Genomic DNA, 17603 nt, shown 5'->3' on the forward strand with positions numbered 1-17603 from the left:
CGCCTGCGGCAGACTCAGGATCAATAAAAATCTGCTAAAAATTTAGCAGATTTTTATTGACAGGTAGCACTCTGGGTGTTAGAGTGCTAATCTGCTTCGCCGAGTAGCTTGCGTGCTTGGCTTCGCAGAATTTAAGGAGAGCAGTTTTCTGTCTCTTGGTAGGCCAGGTTTAAACCTGGCCTACTATCGAAGATAGCAACAGTAAGAGCCGTGTTCGTAAGGGCGTAGGAATCTACGGGATGCAGTAATATGAAACATGTGGATATCGAACAAAGACAGAAGAAGGTGCTCTCGGCTATAGTGGAGTCGTACATTGACGGTGCCGCGCCTGTTGGGTCGCGTGCTGTGTCGCAGAGATTCCGCTGGTCTATGAGCCCCGCGACTATACGCAATGTAATGGCTGATCTGGAAGAGGCAGGCCTTATCACACACCCGCATACCTCTGCTGGAAGGGTACCTACTGACAAAGGTTATAGATTTTATGTGAATTCTCTCCTGGAGCCAAAACATCTGACAAAGGAAGAAGAATCTATAATAGTTAGGATGCTCAATAGAAAGAGCGAGGATTTTGAGTCATTGATGCAAAATGCCTCAAGGGCGATCAGTATGATAACGAATGAGGCAGGCATAGTGCTCACGCCCAGGCTCAAGAAGAGTATTTTCAAGAGGATCGAATTTATTCCTGTAGATTCCTCGCGAGCCCTGACAATACTTATTACCAGATCCGGCATTGTAAAGAATGCAGTTCTGGATATGGAAGAAGGCCTTACCAAATCAGAGCTTTTCAGGATATCAGAATTTTTAAATCAGGAATTAGAGGGTATGTTTCTGGGCGAGATCAGGAATCATCTTACACGCAGGCTGCTTGAGGAAAGAGATTCTTTTTATACATTTTTAAAAAAGGCAGTCAGCATGCTTTCAAATCCAAATTTTTTCAAGATGGAAGAGCGGCTCTATTTTGAGGGCACGAGCGGCCTCATGTCGCATCCTGAGTTCGAGGACATAAAAAAGGCAAGGGTATTTTTGAAACTCTTTGAAGATAAAACAGATCTGGTGGATCTATTCAATGAGGATATGGAGAGCGACGGTATCAAGGTGCATATCGGCAAGGAAAATAACTGCAAGCATATACAGGATTGCACCATAGTGACCTGTAACTACCAGATAAATGGCAGGACAATAGGCGCACTGGGCGCGATCGGACCTACCAGGATGGAATACGGCAAGGTCATATCTGCTGTGGATTATCTTTCAAAGGTATTGGGAAGGGTGTTGGAAGATCTTGGCTAAGAATATACTTTTAAATTCTAAGGAATACAAGTCTTTAAAGGAAAAGGCAGAGAAGGTAGAGGAGTGCCTTGACAGGCTTTTAAGGCTGCAGGCGGATTTTGACAATTATAAAAAGCGACTAGATAAAGACAGGATAGAATTTATCAAATTCGCTAATGAAGAGATAGTCGTAGACATATTGAAAATAGTGGATGACTTTGAGCGCGCGGTAAAGGCAGGTAAATCCAAACACGACTTTGATGTTCTATATAAAGGTATTGAGATGATACACAAGGATATGAAGGAATTTTTAAAAAATAACGGTGTAACAGAGATAGACGCAAAAGGTAAACCATTTAATCCTCATGAGCATGAGGCAATGATGCAGGAAGAGACAGACGAACATCCTGAGGACCATGTTAGCGAGGAGTTTCAAAAAGGATACATGTTGAATGGCCGGATTATTCGACCGGCGAAGGTAAAGGTTTCTAAAAAACCAAACAAGGAGGTTTAAAATGAGTAAAGTTATTGGAATCGATCTAGGTACATCTAATTCAGCAGCGGCAGTTATGGAAGGGGGCCGGCCTGCGATAATACCCAGCGCGGAAGGCGCGGGTGTTGCGAGCGGCAAGGCATTTCCGTCATTTGTGGCATTTACAAAGGATGGACAGAAACTTGTTGGTGAGCCAGCAAGGCGCCAGGCTGCTGTAAACGCAGAAGGCACTATCTACGCGGCAAAGAGAAAGATGGGTACTGACCACAAATTCAAGATCTACGGCAAGGAGTATACGCCGCAGGAGATCTCAGCATTTATATTGCAGAAGGTAAAGCAGGATGCTGAGGCGTATCTTGGGGATAAGGTAGAAGAAGTAGTCATTACCTGTCCTGCTTATTTTAATGATAATCAGCGCCAGGCAACAAAGGATGCGGGCGAGATAGCGGGCTTAAAGGTCCTGAGGATAATCAACGAGCCTACTGCCGCGTGCCTTGCATATGGCCTGGACAAGGTCGGCAAAGAGATGAAGATAATGGTGTTTGACTTTGGCGGCGGCACGCTTGACGTCACTATTATGGATATGTGGTATGACAAAGAGCATAGTGCCAGCGGATTTGAAGTAAAATCCACAAATGGCGACACACATCTTGGCGGAACAGACATGGATAATGTATTGATAGATCATATTGCAAATCAATTTAAAAAAGAGACAGGTATAGATCTGAAGAGCGACAAAATGGCAACGCAGCGTTTAAGAGAAGCAGCTGAAAAGGCAAAGGTCGAACTCTCAAGCACAGTTACAACAGACATAAACCTACCTTTTATTACAGCAGATAGCAGTGGGCCAAAGCACTTGACCATGGCTATAAACAGGGCAAAGTTAGAGGAATTGGTCGGCCCCATAGTGGATCGCTGCAGCGAGCCTGTTGACAATGCGCTTAAGGACTCAGGACTTACACCTAATGACATAGACAAGATCATTATGGTGGGCGGCCCTACCAGGATGCCTATTGTGCAGAAGTTTTTAGAAGAGCATGTTGGCAAAAAGATAGAACGCGGCATAGATCCGATGGAGTGCGTTGCGCTGGGCGCGGCAACTCAGGCTGCTATTATAAAGGGTGACGCAAAGGAAGTCTTGCTTTTGGATGTCACGCCGCTTTCTCTGGGTATAGAGACGTTAGGAAGTGTTTGTACGAAACTTATTGAGCGCAACACTACAATACCTACGAAAAAGAGCCAGGTATTTTCAACAGCTGCAGACAATCAGCCGGCAGTTACAGTGAGGGTCTTGCAGGGCGAGCGCCAGATGGCAAATGACAATACTGAGCTTGGTAGATTTGATCTCGTAGGCATACCGCCAGCGCCTCGCGGCATACCGCAGATAGAAGTCACATTTGATATCGACAGGGATGGCATCGTGCATGTGGGCGCAAAGGATCTTGGTACAGGCAAGGAACAGACGATCAAGATAACAGCCCCTAGGAAGCTCTCAAAAGAAGAGATAGAAAAGATGGTCAAGGACGCGGAGAAATTTTCCGAAGAGGATAAGAAAAAGAAAGAAGAGGTAGAGGTAAAGAATCAGGCAGACACCCTGGTGTATTCTGTTGAAAAATCTTTAAAGGATTTTGGAGACAAGGTCACACAGGATGAAAAATTAAAGATAGAACAGGGCCTGAATGATTTGAAAGAGGCAATAAAAGGTAATGATATTGAAAAGATCAAGAAAGGCATGGAGGAGCTGTCCAAGGCAGCGCATAAGTTAGCTGAAGAAGTGTATAAGGCAGCTCAGGCAAAACAGGCCCAGGCGCAGTCAGGAACTGCTGGCCCACAGCCAGACGCGGCTAAGCCTGAAGAGCCAAAGAAAAAAGAAGGCGACGACGTTATTGATGCGGAGTTTAAAGAGAAATAATGACGACTAAAAGAGACTACTACGAGATATTGGGTGTACAAAAAGGCGCGAGTGTGGATGAGATAAAGCGCGCGTACAGGGGCCTTGCGCTTAAACATCATCCTGATAGAGTGTCTCCAGATAAAAAGAAAGAGGCAGAGGATAGGTTTAAGGAGATCTCAGAGGCCTATGCTGTGCTTTCTGATCCTCAGAAAAAGAGCCAGTATGACCAGTTTGGCCACGCTGGAATAGATTCTCGTTATAGCGCGGAGGATATTTTTGGAGGAGCTGATTTTAGCAGTATCTTTGAGGACATGGGTTTTGGCGGCGGCCTTGGAGATATGCTTAGCGGTATATTCGGTGGTGGTTTTTCTTCCAGAAGAAGAGGCGGGCCCATGGCTGGCAGGGATCTGGAATATGAGATCGAGATCTCTTTTGAAGATGCCGCGTTTGGAATAAAAAAGACAATAAATATACCACGTTACGAGACATGCGAGACATGTAAAGGCGATGGCGCAAGACCTGGCACTAAGAGGACCAGCTGTTCAAATTGCGGAGGCAAAGGTCAGATCCTGCAGTCAGCAGGCTTTTTCAGTATCAGGCAGACGTGTCCCAGGTGCAGGGGCGAAGGCATGATCATAAAAAGTCCATGCGTGAAGTGCGCTGGCAGTGGAAAGACCAGGATCGCCAAGAAGCTCGAGGTGAGCATACCTGCTGGAGTTGATACTGGTTCGCGGCTGCGTATCCAGTCCGAGGGCGAAGCAGGTTCAAAAGGCGGACCAAGGGGCGACTTGTATATTTATGTACATGTAAAAGATCATGCTATATTTGAAAGACATGGTTATGATATAATATGCGATGTGCCAATAGACTTTCCTACAGCTGCCCTGGGGGGAGAAGTAGAGATCCCGACCTTAAATGGAAAGGTATCAATGAAGATCCCTGATGGTACGCAGAGCGGAAAGGTCTTCAGGCTCCAGTCTAAAGGCGTGAAAAGACTAAGGGGTCACGGACACGGGGATGAGCTCGTGAGGATCATTATCGAGACACCGACGCGCCTAAATTCCCAGCAGAAACGCGCATTAAAAGAATTCGCAAAATCCTGTGACGAGAAAGTCAATCCGCTTTCAAAGTCATTTATGGATAAAGCTAAAAAGATATTCGGGAGATAATAATGCCGACATATGAATACGAATGCCAGAAATGCGGGAAGAGATTTGACTTTTTTCAGAAGATGAGCGATGAGCCCCTGTCTATTTGTCCTGAACAGAATTGCAAAGGAGCTGTAAAAAGACTCTTGAGCGCGGGCGCTGGTTTTATCTTTAAGGGCTCAGGATTTTACGCCACTGACTACAGGAGCAAGAATTACAAAGAGAGAGAAAAAGAAGAAAAGCCAAAGTCCGAATCTCCTTGCCAGGGTTGCGATAAAAAAGAAAGCTGCAAAGTTGACGAATAATATTGTCAAATATTGGATACCCTTATATCTATATGCAGGTTTGATATTTTACGTCTCGGGCATATCAAGGCCCTTACCTGGAGTCAGCATACCTTTTCTTGATAAGTTCCTGCACATATGCGAATACGCGGTTTTTGGTATTCTCGCGGCAAGGGCTTTTAAGAATTCTTCCAGAAAAACATTTTTTGAAAATTTTAAGATCTTTGCTATAATAGTATCTATCGTATATGGCATTTCAGATGAATTCCACCAGAGTTTTATACCGTTGCGTCAGTTTAGTATGCTTGATATGATGGCTGATGGTATAGGTGGGGTAATAGGAGTAATTTTATATGGCAAATGTAATCCCGTTTAAAGGCACACTCTATAATCCAGAAAAGATAAAAGACCTCTCAAAGGTAATGGCGCCGCCCTATGATGTCATCTCGCCGCAAGAACAGGCCCAGCTTTACGATTCCGAGGCCCATAACATAATTCACATATTACTGGGTAAGGTCAAGCCGGATGACAATGAAAAAGAAGATAAATATACAAGGGCCGCGGGATGTTTAAAGGACTGGCAGGCACAGGACGTGTTAAAAAAGGACAACGAACCCTGTATCTATGTTTACGAACAGGAATTTGAGGTGGATGGGAGAGACCTGCGCAGACTGGGCTTTATCTCGCTTTTGAAATTAGAGGAGTTTGATAGAGAGGATTCGAGCATCCATCCTCACGAAAATACACTTAGCGCGCCAAAGAAGGACCGTACTAAACTTATCAGTTCAATAGAGTCTAATCTGGGACCTATATTCGCGATATTCGCGGACGATAATCAATCTATCGATAATATTCTAGCACAGGCAACAAAATCACAGCCGATTATAGATGTCGTGGATCACCACGGTATAAAAAATAGGCTCTGGAGACTTTCTGATAAGGAAAGAATAGAAAAAATAGTCAACCTGATGAAGGACAAAAAACTTTTTATCGCAGATGGCCATCACAGGTATGAGGTCGGGCTTGAATTCAGTAAGACCAAGAAGGATCCAAAATTCGGTTATATACTCACTTATTTTACAGACCTTTGCGCTGATGGAATAGTGGTTTTACCGACACACAGGTTGATCAGCGGAGTGGATAAAAGTAAATTATCTGAACTAAAGCAGGATCTAAAAAAACATTTTACAACCGAAGAGATTTCTTCGAAGGAAAAGGCTAAGGATTTTCTTTCTAAGGCAGTACCTCCTGAAAAGAGATTTGTAATATATGAGAAAGACGGATTTACAGGATTGTGCGTAAAGAGCAATAATTCTCTGGATGTCAGCGTGCTTCACGATATGGTCATAGAGCCATTAAAGAAAAAGGTCGCCTCGCTTTCAATAGATTTCACAAAGGACATAGAATATGCTGTTAAAGAGGTGAATGAAGGAAGATTTTCTTTGTCCGTCATATTGAACTCCACAAAGGTTACTGAGGTTAGAGACATGGCGCTTTCAGGTAAACGCATGCCTCAGAAATCAACCTACTTTTATCCCAAGGTCCTGACAGGCCTGGTGATTAATGTGTTTTAATGACGAGGTTTCGTAAAGTTGCGTTAGGTTTCGTTAGGTTGCGTAAGGTTGCAGAAGCAAAATTTGAATTCTAGTTTTTTGTAACTTTACGAAACATTACGAAACTTCACGAAACCTTACGTAACCTCCATTGGGTTTATAAGGAGCATAGGATGCCTCTATTCAAGAAACCAAAATATAAAGTTGTAAAGGTCTCGAATCGCAAGGGCGTGCCTGACGGGAGTTGGCTTAAGTGCGGCGGGTGCTCGGACATGATATACAAAAAGACCCTTGATGAAAACTTAAGGGTCTGCCCGAAGTGCGGCTATCATTTTATACTCGGCGCATATGAACGCATCAATATGTTTCTTGATCAGGGCAGTTTTGAGGAGTTTGAAAAAGGAATGAAGCCGCGGGATATCCTGAAATTCAAGGGGCCTAAGAGTTATGTGGAAAAGATAGAAAAGGATACATTGACGACTGGCATGGAAGAGGCAGCAGTAGTGGGAAAGGGCCGCGTCAATAACAGGAAGATTGCGCTGGGCGTGACTGATTCGCGTTTTATAATGGGATCAATGGGCTATGTGGTGGGCGAGAAGATAACCAGGATCACAGAGTATGCCACTGAGAATGAATTGCCGCTGGCGATCATCTCTGGTTCAGGGGGAGGCGCAAGGATGTACGAAGGCATGATCTCGCTTATGCAGATGGCAAAGACCTCAGCCGCGCTCGCAAGACACAATGAAGCAGGAGGCCTGTACATATCTATTTTGACAAATCCTACAATGGCAGGAGTCTTAGCGAGCTTTGCTTCTCTGGGGGATATTATTATTGCTGAACCAAGAGCCCTTATTGGGTTTACAGGGCCCAGGGTTATAGAGCAGACCATACATCAAAAACTCCCTGAGGGCTTTCAAACATCAGAGTTTCTCCTGGAACACGGGCTTATAGATATGGTGGTAAGCCGCAAGAATCTAAACGACACTGTTACCCAGATCGTTGATTATACGACTTGATATTTAATGGCATTGGAAAATGGAAAATCGCAGCAAGATAAAGAACGGCATAATTTGTGGTGCCAGCTTTATTATTGTCTCCTTCCTGGTATTTCGCACTGATCTACCTAAGATCCCCACTATTTTTCTGTACAATCTGATCATTATAATGAGCCTGCAGGACCTTGGTTATTATCGAGGTCTTTTTTTTCTTGGCGCTTCGATCTTTCTCACGATCCTGACTTCTCTCGCAGTGAATTTTAACTATGTCTGGGGAGTACCGATGTTCTTCGTAACATTTTTGATCGTGGACGATCAGATAAAGAAACATAACTATGCTAGACATATTATTGAAACGCGCACAGAGGAACTTAGTAAGAGTACTGATCTTCTCACAGATGAACATTTAAGGCATAAAAGAGAAGCAGTCTCTCTTGAAAAGAAAGAAAGAAGATTCAATCTGCTCAAGGATATGACTGCCTGTCTTGGCTCTACGCTTTCCCTTGACGATGTTTCTAAAATTATTTTAGATAACGCGCTGAGTATAGTAGGAAAATCAGAATCAGCGCTTTTATTTTTAGTGGACACTGAAAAACAGGAATTAAATCTTGTTACGTCCAGGATGGAGAAGGTAAAGGCTAAAAAAGTAGATCTTCTGGACAAATGGGTTTTTAAACAGAGACAGTGTCTTCTTATCGAGGATATCAGAAAGGATTCTAGATTTGGCGAAGAAGAGAAAGGAGTTTTTCGTTCAATTATCTCTTCACCACTCATAGAAGAGAAAAAGGTCATAGGCATAGTGCGGCTTGAACATTCAAAACCTTATGCATATACCTCTGAGGATCTGCGGCTTTTGGACATACTGTGTGATCTGGGTGCTGCGAGTCTTGGCAATGCCAGGCTCTATCAACAGATGCTAACAGTTAACAGCTAACATGAAATTTCTAGTGTATTTTATAATTTCAGCGGTGGTATTATTTTTGAGCTACAGGATCAGTCTGTCTAAGGCCTTAACGTGGTCTGCATTGGCTAGTGTATTTATTCTGATCAGGGGGCTTAGAGCGTTTCCATATGAGACTATGGTCTTTGTATTAGCTATAAATGCCCTACCTTTTATTACGGATAGATTCAAGAAAGACTTTGATCACCATAAAGAGTCTATGCGCGCCAGATTTGAAGAAGTAAAGACGCGTTATGAGGATTTGGTGCGCCAGAATAATGGCGAGATAGAATCAAACCTTGAGAGAGAAAAGAAATTACAGCAGGTGCTTTCCCTGTACGAGATCTCTAAAGACATGTCCGGCTGTCTCTCGCTCGAGGATATATTAAGTATATTTTCGTCGACGCTGAGAAAGTCTTTCAGGTTCAGGGCTTCCAGGCTCGCGCTTTTAAATGATTCCCGAGAGGTAGTATCGGTTTATCAGATTAAGACCGGACAGACGATCAGCAAGGTCAGTCCTGATGACTTCGATAAAGAACTCGCTGTTATTATGATCGAAGAAAAAAAAGTGATCTCACTGTTTTCTCAAGTCGAGGCACGACTCTTAAAAAGGCTGGCCATTGTAAAGGATTTTGGGACGCTTGTAGCGATTCCTCTTTTTGTCGAGGAAAGGCTCGCGGGGATATTGTATATAGAAAATCTCCCTAGGCCGTATTTTGAGAATTTTATTATTCTTGGTAGCCAGTTTGCGATACAGTTTCAGAAGGTTGTCCTCTATAAGAAGGTGCAGGAGGCGTCTATTACAGATTCTCTGACAGGTGTTTCTACGAGGAGGCATTTTTTAGAGAGGTTGGCAAGGGAGCTAAGGCGTTCAATGCGTGGCAAGACGAATCTGTCCTTTCTTATGCTGGACCTGGACCATTTTAAGGAAAAGAATGATCGCCTTGGCCATTTGGTAGGGGATGTTGTTTTAAAAGAGGTAGCAGGTATTATCAAATCTAATCTGCGGGAAATAGATATTTTAGGAAGATACGGCGGCGAAGAATTTGCAATAGCGCTTGCTGATACAGATAAAGAGGGAGCCTTGCAGGTAGCTGAGCATATCAGGAGAAGCATCGAGTCTGCTATATTCAAGGCCTACGACGAGGTCACATCCAGCACTGTAAGCATAGGCATAAGTACTTTTCCAGAAAACGGAGCAGACGCAAACTCCCTAATCGAATCCTCCGACCGCGCCCTGTACAAGGCAAAGGAGTCCGGTCGCAATCGGGTGTGTTGACAAGCCAAAGGAAGTCCTGTTCGCTCAAGTGAAACTTTCCCCCTCGCTTTGCTCGGGGTCGCCTTTCATTTTGCATTTTGGTGGGGGTGAAAAAACTTACCCGACACCATAGGTGTCGGGGTCGAACAGTTTTCGCCCTTTTTGTCTCATAAAATGTGACAAAATAAACCCCCAAAATGCAAAATGAAAGGCTAAATTTTCAATTCGCTCCCAGGACTTCCTTTGGCTTGGAATAATTTGTTGCAGTAGGGTGTACCCAAATAGGACGTTTGTAGTATAGTATATAATATAGTACTTAAATTTTAGATTGCAAATGCCGTATTTGTATGATATAATTAAAATTACTAGATAGATAGAATAAATATATAGCCTTATAAAAAAACAAGGCTTATTTTTTATGTGGATTATGAGAAAGTTTAAAAAACATTACAATTTCAATATAAAGATTATATTCTTCATAGTTTCTGTTACATTTATATTTACAACCATTGTTCATTCTTGCCCAATTTCAAGAGGCTCACTAAGAGTTCCTTTTTTATTTCAAGACACAAGTAAAAAAGAGATAAAAGATAAGCCTAATGCATTTATAATTAATGGAAAGAAACTATCCCCTTTGATTGCACCAACGGCAATTACTCACCGATTTGAAAGTGATGATTCTAGTGTTGCATGTATTCGTGAGCTCGCGCCAAATGTCGCATGTGACCTTGTTATAAAGTCTGAGACTCAAGTTTTTATTTTTTTACCAGGAGATATAGAAGAATTAAAGAAAAATTTTACTTTAAGCGAGGCAGAGGAGTTGCTACAAAAAGCTAAATTTGGAAAGAATTCTGGTTTCTTCAAGCTGGGTAAAGAAGGAAGCATCCCTGAGTCAATGGGTATTGAATATATAGAATTAGTTCAACAGGCACTAGTCGAATTGGGCGAAACAAGAGAGTTTATTGCGATAGGAAACACCAGCAAGGCCAAAACACAAGAGGAAGCCATAATAATGGCAGGACTGTGGGCCGGATTTTTAAAAATGCCTTATGTTAAGCTTGAGATCAGAGATCAAGATCTAATGACAAAGAATGATGAAATAATAGATACTGTAGAACGATTGATCAAACTTAACAAGGATATTAAAATCCTCCCCTTAATAGGAAAAGGAATAACAAAAAAAATGCTAAAGAAATTATTGAACTTGAATCAAGTCATTGCGTTGCGTATCGAAGGAACGCAACCAGGCTCAGGTAAAGGTTTGGGAACAGAAAAGGAGAAAGATCGAATAAAAAAGATTATTACTTGGGTTAAAGAGATAAAACCAGATATTCCATTGATTGCCGAATGTGGTATAGGTATGCCTGAACATGCTAAGGAAGCAATGAATATGGGATTCGATGCTGTTTTAGTAAACGCGGCTATCACTGAATCTGATACTCCAGTTGAACTCGCTGTTGAATTCGCCAAAGCTGTTAACGATGCTACAAGGGTATCGCAACCACATATCTGGCTTAAAAGAGAAAATATAGATAAATTTTATACCCAGTTCTTGAAGAAAAATATATTATCTGAGATTCTCGAAAAGGTAAATGAGGCGATTAGACAAGGCCGCACTCGCAAGTTTTTTGTTGGCAAATATGAGTTACTTAAATTGCCGTCATCAAATATAGTTATGGCAAAGATTACATTTCCTGATTTGGTTAAGCCGAGAGCAACTACAAATGCAATAGAAGCAGGTAAGAGCACTCTTGTAAAGCCAAGTTTTTTAAAAGTAGACCAAGATGATTTACTATATGATTTAGATAAAATAGGATTACCATATAATTTTTTAGTTAGACATGCACCTTTTTGTAAAGATCAATTTATGTTTTGTAACAAGAAAGATAAATATATTGGCTTTGTACCGTTAATGATTATGTATGTTTTAGGAAAGATAAACCCTGATATTAGATGCTATCATCAATCTTCAGGTGCTGGAGCCACAGATCCCACTTTTCCTCACTATTCGTTCTTTTTTAAGATAGATATGAATGATATAAAGAATCCTGTTGTAGAAAATGAACTATTCAATACATCAATCGATCTAAGCGCACCTATTTTATCATTACCAACAAAGAAGATGCAAGACTATCCCAACTTACCTATTAATATGCTACCAAATTATCCTGGGGCTAATTTTATCATTGAAGGGGAGGATATAGTAAAAAATATCTTCATCACTCTGTTTATAATAAGATTGTTGGATGAGTTAAAATTATCATATAATTTTATTTATGCTGATGGTCGTTATTATATTTTTGTAAAATCAACTCAATATGGCGGAGAAGGAATTTTTAGTACTCTGAAAGTAGGGATATTAGAAACAATCGGTTATTTTGTTCTTGATGGAAGATCTTGTAAGGAGATTGAAGAGTCTTTAGTCAGAGACAGAATGAATCTGGAGTTTAACAGCTTAGACGGCCATATGTATGAGGAAATATTGAAAGACATTTTGTCTAAAGAGAAAGACCTCGAATTTGTTTACAAAAGACTAAAAAAACTTGATCAATGGTTTGCGGTTTTAGAATCACTAAACCTAGCTCCTGTAGAAGAAATTTTATCACGATTATCTCCGATATTGTCAGATAGAAAAAATAACATAAGTGCTTTTATTGAATCATTGCCTATAGATAAAAATCTTATATCTGAGTTACTAGGTGATAAATTGCTAGACCAGGTTAGGGCCATTGATTTTTATTTGTAGGTGTTAGAGGTATTAGTAAAGTATTAGGGACGGTTCTCAGCCCAATCCCAGGCCTGTCTTTAAAATTCAATAAAGTCCAATCAGTTTTCACTTAACTTTACATTTTAGGTCTTGCTTTAAATGTAAAGTTATTTTTTTGTGATTGACTAAAATCTTGAGTTACGGTATTATAAGTGGCAATGAGTAAACGGCTTAAGATAGGGATTGATTTGGGGGCTACTCGGATAAAGATGGGGCTTGTGGGCCGAGGTGGTAGGGTTTTGGCTCGGCGCGAGGTGGATACTCCTTTTAATGCGAAAAGAGTCGAGCTTATTAGTATTTTAGTGGGGAATATAGATTATATAATAAAAGAATCTAGATTTAATAGGAGAGATATCGCGGGCATAGGAATAGGTGTGCCTGGACCTGTGGACTCAAAGAAGGGTATAGTGCGTTATTTTCCTAACATAAAAGGATGGGAGAATGTCCCACTTAAGTCTATATTGCAGAGACGATTAGGTTTAAAGGTCAACCTGGACAATGACGTGAACGCAATGACACTTGCAGAGCACAAGTTTGGCGCTGGCAAAGGCGCGGATAATCTCGTCTGCCTTACTCTTGGCACAGGTGTTGGCGGCGGCATTATACTTAGTGGAGAGCTATATAGAGGCAGTACAATGGTCGCGGGAGAGATAGGCCATATTCCTATAAATGAAAAAGGACCCCGGTGTAATTGCAGAGGGACTGCGTGTATTGAAAGATATGTAGGAAACAGATATATACTGAATAGAGCAAGAAAGATCTTCGGAAAAAATATAACACTTAAGCGCATAGATAAACTTGCAAAGAACGGCAATAAAAAAGCAATAGGTATTTGGGCTGATGTTGGCATAAAGCTAGGCGTCATGCTTACAGGTGTAGTAAATCTCTTAAATCCTGACAAGATCATTATAGGTGGTGGTGTTTCAAAGGCAGGCGAGTTGATTCTAAAGCCTCTGAGACAAGAGTTAAAGACACGCGCAATGAAAGACCCTGCTGCTCACATAAAGATAGTTCGCGCAAAGCTTGGCACTGACGCAGGAATAATCGGAGCATCCTTACTGTGAAATCCCAAATCCCAAATTCAAAATCCCAAATAAATCCCAAATCCCAAATCCCAAAACATGGTTGGGATTTTGAAATTGGGATTTATTTGGTAGTATTGGTATTATTGGGATTTGGGATTTTCGTGCATATTTTTTTTATGCCCGATGTAGCTAGCGCTCAAGAGGCCGCACGGCCCGTAGAAGTAAACGGCGATCAGGTGGAGTATTTCCCAAAAGAAAAAAAGGTCACTGGTGTTGGCGACGTGTCTGTTGATTACGAGGACGTGAGACTTACGTGCGATAAGATAACAGTGTACACAGAGACAAAAGACGCGGACGCGGAAGGGAATGTACTCATAAAGAGCCTGGCTAGCGAAATAAAGGGCGAGAGGGTAAAATATAATTTTGAAACTAAGGTAGGAGAAATATTAGAACCCAGGATAAAATCAGGCGAGTGGTATGCTGGAGGAGACAGGGCAGAGTTTGTCTCAGATGGTTCAATAAATGTCGGAGAGGGTTACATGACAAGCTGCGATCTCGACAAGCCGCACTATAAGATCAGCTCAAAGAATATCATAATATATCCTGACAATAAGGTCGTGGCAAAGAATGTGATCTTCAAGGTCGGCAAGGTGCCGGTCGCGTATTTGCCGCGATATGATTATTCTCTGGATACAGACTGGCCCACAGTGGATGTGATCCCCGGTAAAAAGAAAAAATGGGGCGCATTTGCCCTTACCAGCTACAGGTATGCGTTGAACGAAGACAATAAGCTGACGCTCAGGCTGGACGAAAGAGAGAAATGGGGATTTGGCGAGGGCATTGATTATAAATATGGATCCGGAGAGGTTGGCGAGGGTATTCTGCGGACATATTATACACATCAGAGAGATAGGGATAGGGGCGAGGTTGGCATAAGGGCGGAAGAGGAAAGATTCAGGATACAGCTGCGGCATCGCTCAGATATAACTGATACAACAAGCGCCATAATCGAATATCACGAGCTCAGTGACGTGGATTTCACAAAGGATTTTTTTTACAGGGAAGAGTATGACAGCGAATCATCACCTGAGTCATATTTTTATCTATTAGATACGCAGCCAGAGTATTCCCTGAGCCTTCTGGCGCGCAAAAGGATGAATCGATTTCAGAGCGTTGTTGAGCGCTTACCAGAAGCAAGGTTTGACCTTAAAGACCAGAAGATGTTTGATCTGCCAATCTACTTTAAAACAGACACGGCTTTTAGCAGTCTGAGCTCTAAGACAGGAAACAGCTCTACAGATAGCGATGTCATAAGATTTGATACATATAATAAGTTAAGCGCGCCTCTGCACCTCGTAGATTTCCTGAGTGTTTCACCTTTTGTTGGGACCCGGGGCACCTTTTATACCAAGGACATAGACGGTGACGAGGAAGAATTCAGGACAGCCTTTTACACAGGTGTAGACCTGAGTACAAAGTTCGCAAAGACATATGATGCATCAGGTAGTTTTCTCGGAGTTGATTTTGACAGGCTTCATCACGTCATTACTCCTACGATAGAATACGAGTATATACATGAGCCATCTATGACGCCGGGTAATCTGCAGCAGTTCGACGATATTGATAATGTAGAGAGAAAAAGCGCCTTTGGCCTGGGCTTTGAAAACAGGCTACAGACAAAGAGATTAGTCGATGGTAAATTAAGGACAGTAGATCTTGGATGGTTTTTATTGACAGGAGATTATCTGTATAAGCCGGAAAACGGTAGCCGTTTTTCAGATGTAAAAGGAGATCTGGAGCTTACACCTTTTGACTGGCTCAGGATAGAGTCAGATACAGAGTATGATCCTGCTACCAGAGATTTTCAGAGCTGGAATGTGGATTTGAATATCAATAAGAATGAAGACTGGCAGCTGGGGTTTGGTTCCAGGTACTGGCAGGATGAAGAACATGAACTTACCTCGCAATTATTCTATAGGCTGAATAATGAGTGGGCGGTCAGGCTTTTTGGCAGATATGATTTAAAGGAGGTCGAACCTGATGGCCATAAGATAATCAATAGGTTTGACACAAAGGAGATAACTGTTATAAAAGATTTACACTGCTGGATAGCTGAGGCAAGTCTTGAGATAGGCAGGGATGGCGGCATAACTGCCTGGTTTACCATGAAGCTCAAGGCCTCCCCCAAAGTGCCCTTTGATTTTGGAGACTACTATGCGTATCCAAAGGAGAAACCATGAATATTTGTATAATCGGCGCAGGTTACGTGGGATTAGTGACAGGCGCGTGTTTTGCTGATCTAGGTCATAAAGTCATCTGCGTGGATAATGATAAGAAGAAGGTAGAGACGCTGAAAAGGTCAAAGATACCTTTTTATGAAAAAGGCCTCGGGGATATGGTGAGGAGAAATATAAAGGCCGGGCGGTTATCTTTTACAGATAGCATAAAAGATGGCGTAAAGAAATCCCTTGTTATTTTTATTTGCGTTGGCACCCCGAGTCGACAAAACGGAGAAGCTGACCTTTCGTACGTAGAGACAGTGGCAAAAGAGATCGCCGCGAACATGACTTCGTATCGCCTTATAGTCGAGAAAAGCACAGTCCCTGTTGAGACGGGAAAATGGGTAGAGCATACGATAAAGTTAAACATCAAGAAGAAAGTAAAGTTTGACGTTGCCTCTAATCCGGAATTTTTACGAGAGGGCACAGCGATACAGGATTTTTTGCATCCTGACAGGGTCGTAATAGGCGTAGGGTCTAAAAAGGCAGAGGAGATCCTTCTGGAATTATACAGGCGGATCAGCACAGAGATCGTAGTGACTGACATAGCGAGCGCAGAGCTTATAAAACATGCCGCAAATTCTTTTCTTGCCACAAAAATATCTTTTATAAATTCAGTCGCGAATATCTGCGAGCGCACAGGAGCAGACATTAAAAAGGTAGCGCGCGGCATGGGCCTTGATGCCAGGATAGGAAGGGGCTTTCTAAATAGCGGCATAGGTTATGGAGGCTCGTGTTTTCCTAAGGATGTAGACGCGTTTATCCATATATCAGGTAAATTAGGATATGACTTTGGCATCCTTAAGGCCGCGAGAAAGGTAAACGAGGAGCAAAAGGCGCTTTTTGTCCGGAAGATCGAAGAAGCGCTCTGGATAGTGAAAGGCAAGACCATAGCTGTCCTGGGAGTTTCTTTTAAGCCAAATACCGATGATATGAGAAGCGCTCCATCAATAGATATTATAAATTCTCTAAAAGAGGACGACGCTAAAGTAAGGGTCTATGATCCACAGGCAATGAAAAAGGCAAAGGCCGTAATAAAGGGAAAAGGCGTTACTTTTTGTAAGACCGCATATGATGCAGTCAAGAATAGCGATGCGCTTGTAATAGTTACAGAATGGCATGAGTTCGAAGTCCTGGATCTGAGTCGTATAAAGAGATCAATGAAGAATCCGTTAGTTATAGATGGGAGAAATATTTTTGAACCTGATAAGATGAAGAAGTTGGGATTTAAGTATATTTCAATAGGCAGATGATAAAAGACGTTAAGATAAAAAAACTCAAGTTAATTCCTGATGAGCGGGGCAGGCTCATGGAGATCCTTCGTTCAGATGATGAGATATTTCAGCGGTTCGGCCAGGTGTATATGACGACTGCTTATCCTGGAGTAATAAAGGCATGGCATTATCATAAAAAACAGGATGATCATTTTACATGCATATCCGGTACAATGCGGCTCGCGCTTTATGATGCACGCAAGGATTCTGATACATATAAAGAAGTTAACGAGTTTATTGTAGGTCTGGACGATCCTATGCTGGTCAAGATACCAAAATGCGTATACCATGGATTCAAGTGCGTTAGCGACAAAGAGGCAATTGTAATAAATACGCCCACACTGCCATATAACAGCAAAGAACCAGACGAATACCGTGTGGACGCGTTTGAGAATGATATTCCTTATGATTGGAGGAAATGATA

Annotated in this window: 15 protein-coding genes; all 15 read left to right on the plus strand. The window is 42.0% G+C overall.

Going from position 1 to position 17603, the window contains the following annotated elements:
- Window positions 1-249: 249 nt before the first annotated feature.
- The 15 genes from hrcA to P9L93_06545 all read left to right on the plus strand — a co-directional run bounded on the left by hrcA (window position 250) and on the right by P9L93_06545 (window position 17601).
- Window positions 250-1290 carry a heat-inducible transcriptional repressor HrcA gene (hrcA, locus tag P9L93_06475; GenBank protein MDP8230726.1) on the plus strand — a complete coding sequence of 347 codons (1041 nt, stop codon included), beginning with the start codon at window positions 250-252 and terminating at the stop codon, window positions 1288-1290.
- Window positions 1283-1783 carry a nucleotide exchange factor GrpE gene (gene grpE, locus P9L93_06480; GenBank protein MDP8230727.1) on the plus strand — a complete coding sequence of 167 codons (501 nt, stop codon included), beginning with the start codon at window positions 1283-1285 and terminating at the stop codon, window positions 1781-1783. Before hrcA ends, grpE begins: the two co-directional genes overlap by 8 nt.
- Before the next feature lies 1 nt (window position 1784).
- Entirely contained in the window at window positions 1785-3674 is a 1890-nt protein-coding gene (dnaK, locus tag P9L93_06485; protein MDP8230728.1) for a molecular chaperone DnaK, read from the plus strand.
- On the plus strand, window positions 3674-4825 hold the full coding sequence (dnaJ, locus tag P9L93_06490) for a molecular chaperone DnaJ (GenBank protein MDP8230729.1): 1152 nt from the start codon (window positions 3674-3676) through the stop codon (window positions 4823-4825). The genes dnaK and dnaJ overlap by 1 nt, the downstream gene beginning before the upstream one ends.
- Before the next feature lie 2 nt (window positions 4826-4827).
- Window positions 4828-5109: a zinc ribbon domain-containing protein gene (locus tag P9L93_06495; protein ID MDP8230730.1), complete on the plus strand. Its 282-nt coding sequence runs from the start codon at window positions 4828-4830 to the stop codon at window positions 5107-5109.
- Window positions 5110-5149: 40 nt separating this feature from the next.
- The gene (locus P9L93_06500; GenBank protein ID MDP8230731.1) at window positions 5150-5464 is read left to right on the plus strand and encodes a VanZ family protein; all 315 of its coding nucleotides are present in this window, start codon (window positions 5150-5152) and stop codon (window positions 5462-5464) included.
- On the plus strand, window positions 5442-6662 hold the full coding sequence (locus P9L93_06505; protein MDP8230732.1) for a DUF1015 domain-containing protein: 1221 nt from the start codon (window positions 5442-5444) through the stop codon (window positions 6660-6662). Before P9L93_06500 ends, P9L93_06505 begins: the two co-directional genes overlap by 23 nt.
- 152 nt (window positions 6663-6814) lie before the next feature.
- Complete coding sequence (gene accD / locus P9L93_06510) at window positions 6815-7657, plus strand: acetyl-CoA carboxylase, carboxyltransferase subunit beta (protein ID MDP8230733.1); 843 nt, start codon at window positions 6815-6817, stop codon at window positions 7655-7657.
- Between the two features lie 19 nt (window positions 7658-7676).
- Window positions 7677-8570, plus strand: a complete 894-nt coding sequence (locus P9L93_06515) for a GAF domain-containing protein (protein ID MDP8230734.1) — start codon at window positions 7677-7679, stop codon at window positions 8568-8570.
- 1 nt (window position 8571) lies between these two features.
- A complete protein-coding gene (locus P9L93_06520; protein MDP8230735.1) occupies window positions 8572-9855 on the plus strand; it encodes a GGDEF domain-containing protein in 1284 nt (427 codons plus the stop codon).
- A gap of 406 nt (window positions 9856-10261) precedes the next feature.
- Window positions 10262-12580 (plus strand): hypothetical protein, encoded by a 2319-nt coding sequence (locus tag P9L93_06525; GenBank protein MDP8230736.1) that lies wholly within the window; start codon window positions 10262-10264, stop codon window positions 12578-12580.
- A 179-nt stretch (window positions 12581-12759) separates the two neighbouring features.
- Window positions 12760-13665, plus strand: a complete 906-nt coding sequence (locus tag P9L93_06530; protein MDP8230737.1) for an ROK family protein — start codon at window positions 12760-12762, stop codon at window positions 13663-13665.
- Window positions 13666-13802: 137 nt separating this feature from the next.
- Window positions 13803-15866 carry an LPS assembly protein LptD gene (lptD, locus tag P9L93_06535; GenBank protein MDP8230738.1) on the plus strand — a complete coding sequence of 688 codons (2064 nt, stop codon included), beginning with the start codon at window positions 13803-13805 and terminating at the stop codon, window positions 15864-15866.
- Entirely contained in the window at window positions 15863-17158 is a 1296-nt protein-coding gene (locus P9L93_06540) for a UDP-glucose/GDP-mannose dehydrogenase family protein (GenBank protein MDP8230739.1), read from the plus strand. The genes lptD and P9L93_06540 overlap by 4 nt, the downstream gene beginning before the upstream one ends.
- The gene (locus P9L93_06545) at window positions 17155-17601 is read left to right on the plus strand and encodes a dTDP-4-dehydrorhamnose 3,5-epimerase family protein (protein MDP8230740.1); all 447 of its coding nucleotides are present in this window, start codon (window positions 17155-17157) and stop codon (window positions 17599-17601) included. Before P9L93_06540 ends, P9L93_06545 begins: the two co-directional genes overlap by 4 nt.
- The last annotated feature ends 2 nt before the right edge of the window (window positions 17602-17603 follow it).

Origin of the sequence: Candidatus Gorgyraea atricola (assembly GCA_030765235.1) — a bacterium.
Taxonomy (GTDB): Bacteria; Omnitrophota; Gorgyraeia; order Gorgyraeales; family Gorgyraeaceae; genus Gorgyraea; species Gorgyraea atricola.

Coding starts and splice junctions, on each gene's coding strand:
- hrcA (MDP8230726.1), top strand. CDS start 250: ATGAAACATGTGGATATCGAACAAAGACAGAAGAAGGTGCTCTCGGCT.
- dnaK (MDP8230728.1), top strand. CDS start 1,785: ATGAGTAAAGTTATTGGAATCGATCTAGGTACATCTAATTCAGCAGCG.
- dnaJ (MDP8230729.1), top strand. CDS start 3,674: ATGACGACTAAAAGAGACTACTACGAGATATTGGGTGTACAAAAAGGC.
- P9L93_06495 (MDP8230730.1), top strand. CDS start 4,828: ATGCCGACATATGAATACGAATGCCAGAAATGCGGGAAGAGATTTGAC.
- P9L93_06505 (MDP8230732.1), top strand. CDS start 5,442: ATGGCAAATGTAATCCCGTTTAAAGGCACACTCTATAATCCAGAAAAG.
- accD (MDP8230733.1), top strand. CDS start 6,815: ATGCCTCTATTCAAGAAACCAAAATATAAAGTTGTAAAGGTCTCGAAT.
- P9L93_06515 (MDP8230734.1), top strand. CDS start 7,677: ATGGAAAATCGCAGCAAGATAAAGAACGGCATAATTTGTGGTGCCAGC.
- P9L93_06520 (MDP8230735.1), top strand. CDS start 8,572: ATGAAATTTCTAGTGTATTTTATAATTTCAGCGGTGGTATTATTTTTG.
- P9L93_06525 (MDP8230736.1), top strand. CDS start 10,262: ATGAGAAAGTTTAAAAAACATTACAATTTCAATATAAAGATTATATTC.
- P9L93_06530 (MDP8230737.1), top strand. CDS start 12,760: ATGAGTAAACGGCTTAAGATAGGGATTGATTTGGGGGCTACTCGGATA.
- lptD (MDP8230738.1), top strand. CDS start 13,803: ATGCCCGATGTAGCTAGCGCTCAAGAGGCCGCACGGCCCGTAGAAGTA.
- P9L93_06540 (MDP8230739.1), top strand. CDS start 15,863: ATGAATATTTGTATAATCGGCGCAGGTTACGTGGGATTAGTGACAGGC.
- P9L93_06545 (MDP8230740.1), top strand. CDS start 17,155: ATGATAAAAGACGTTAAGATAAAAAAACTCAAGTTAATTCCTGATGAG.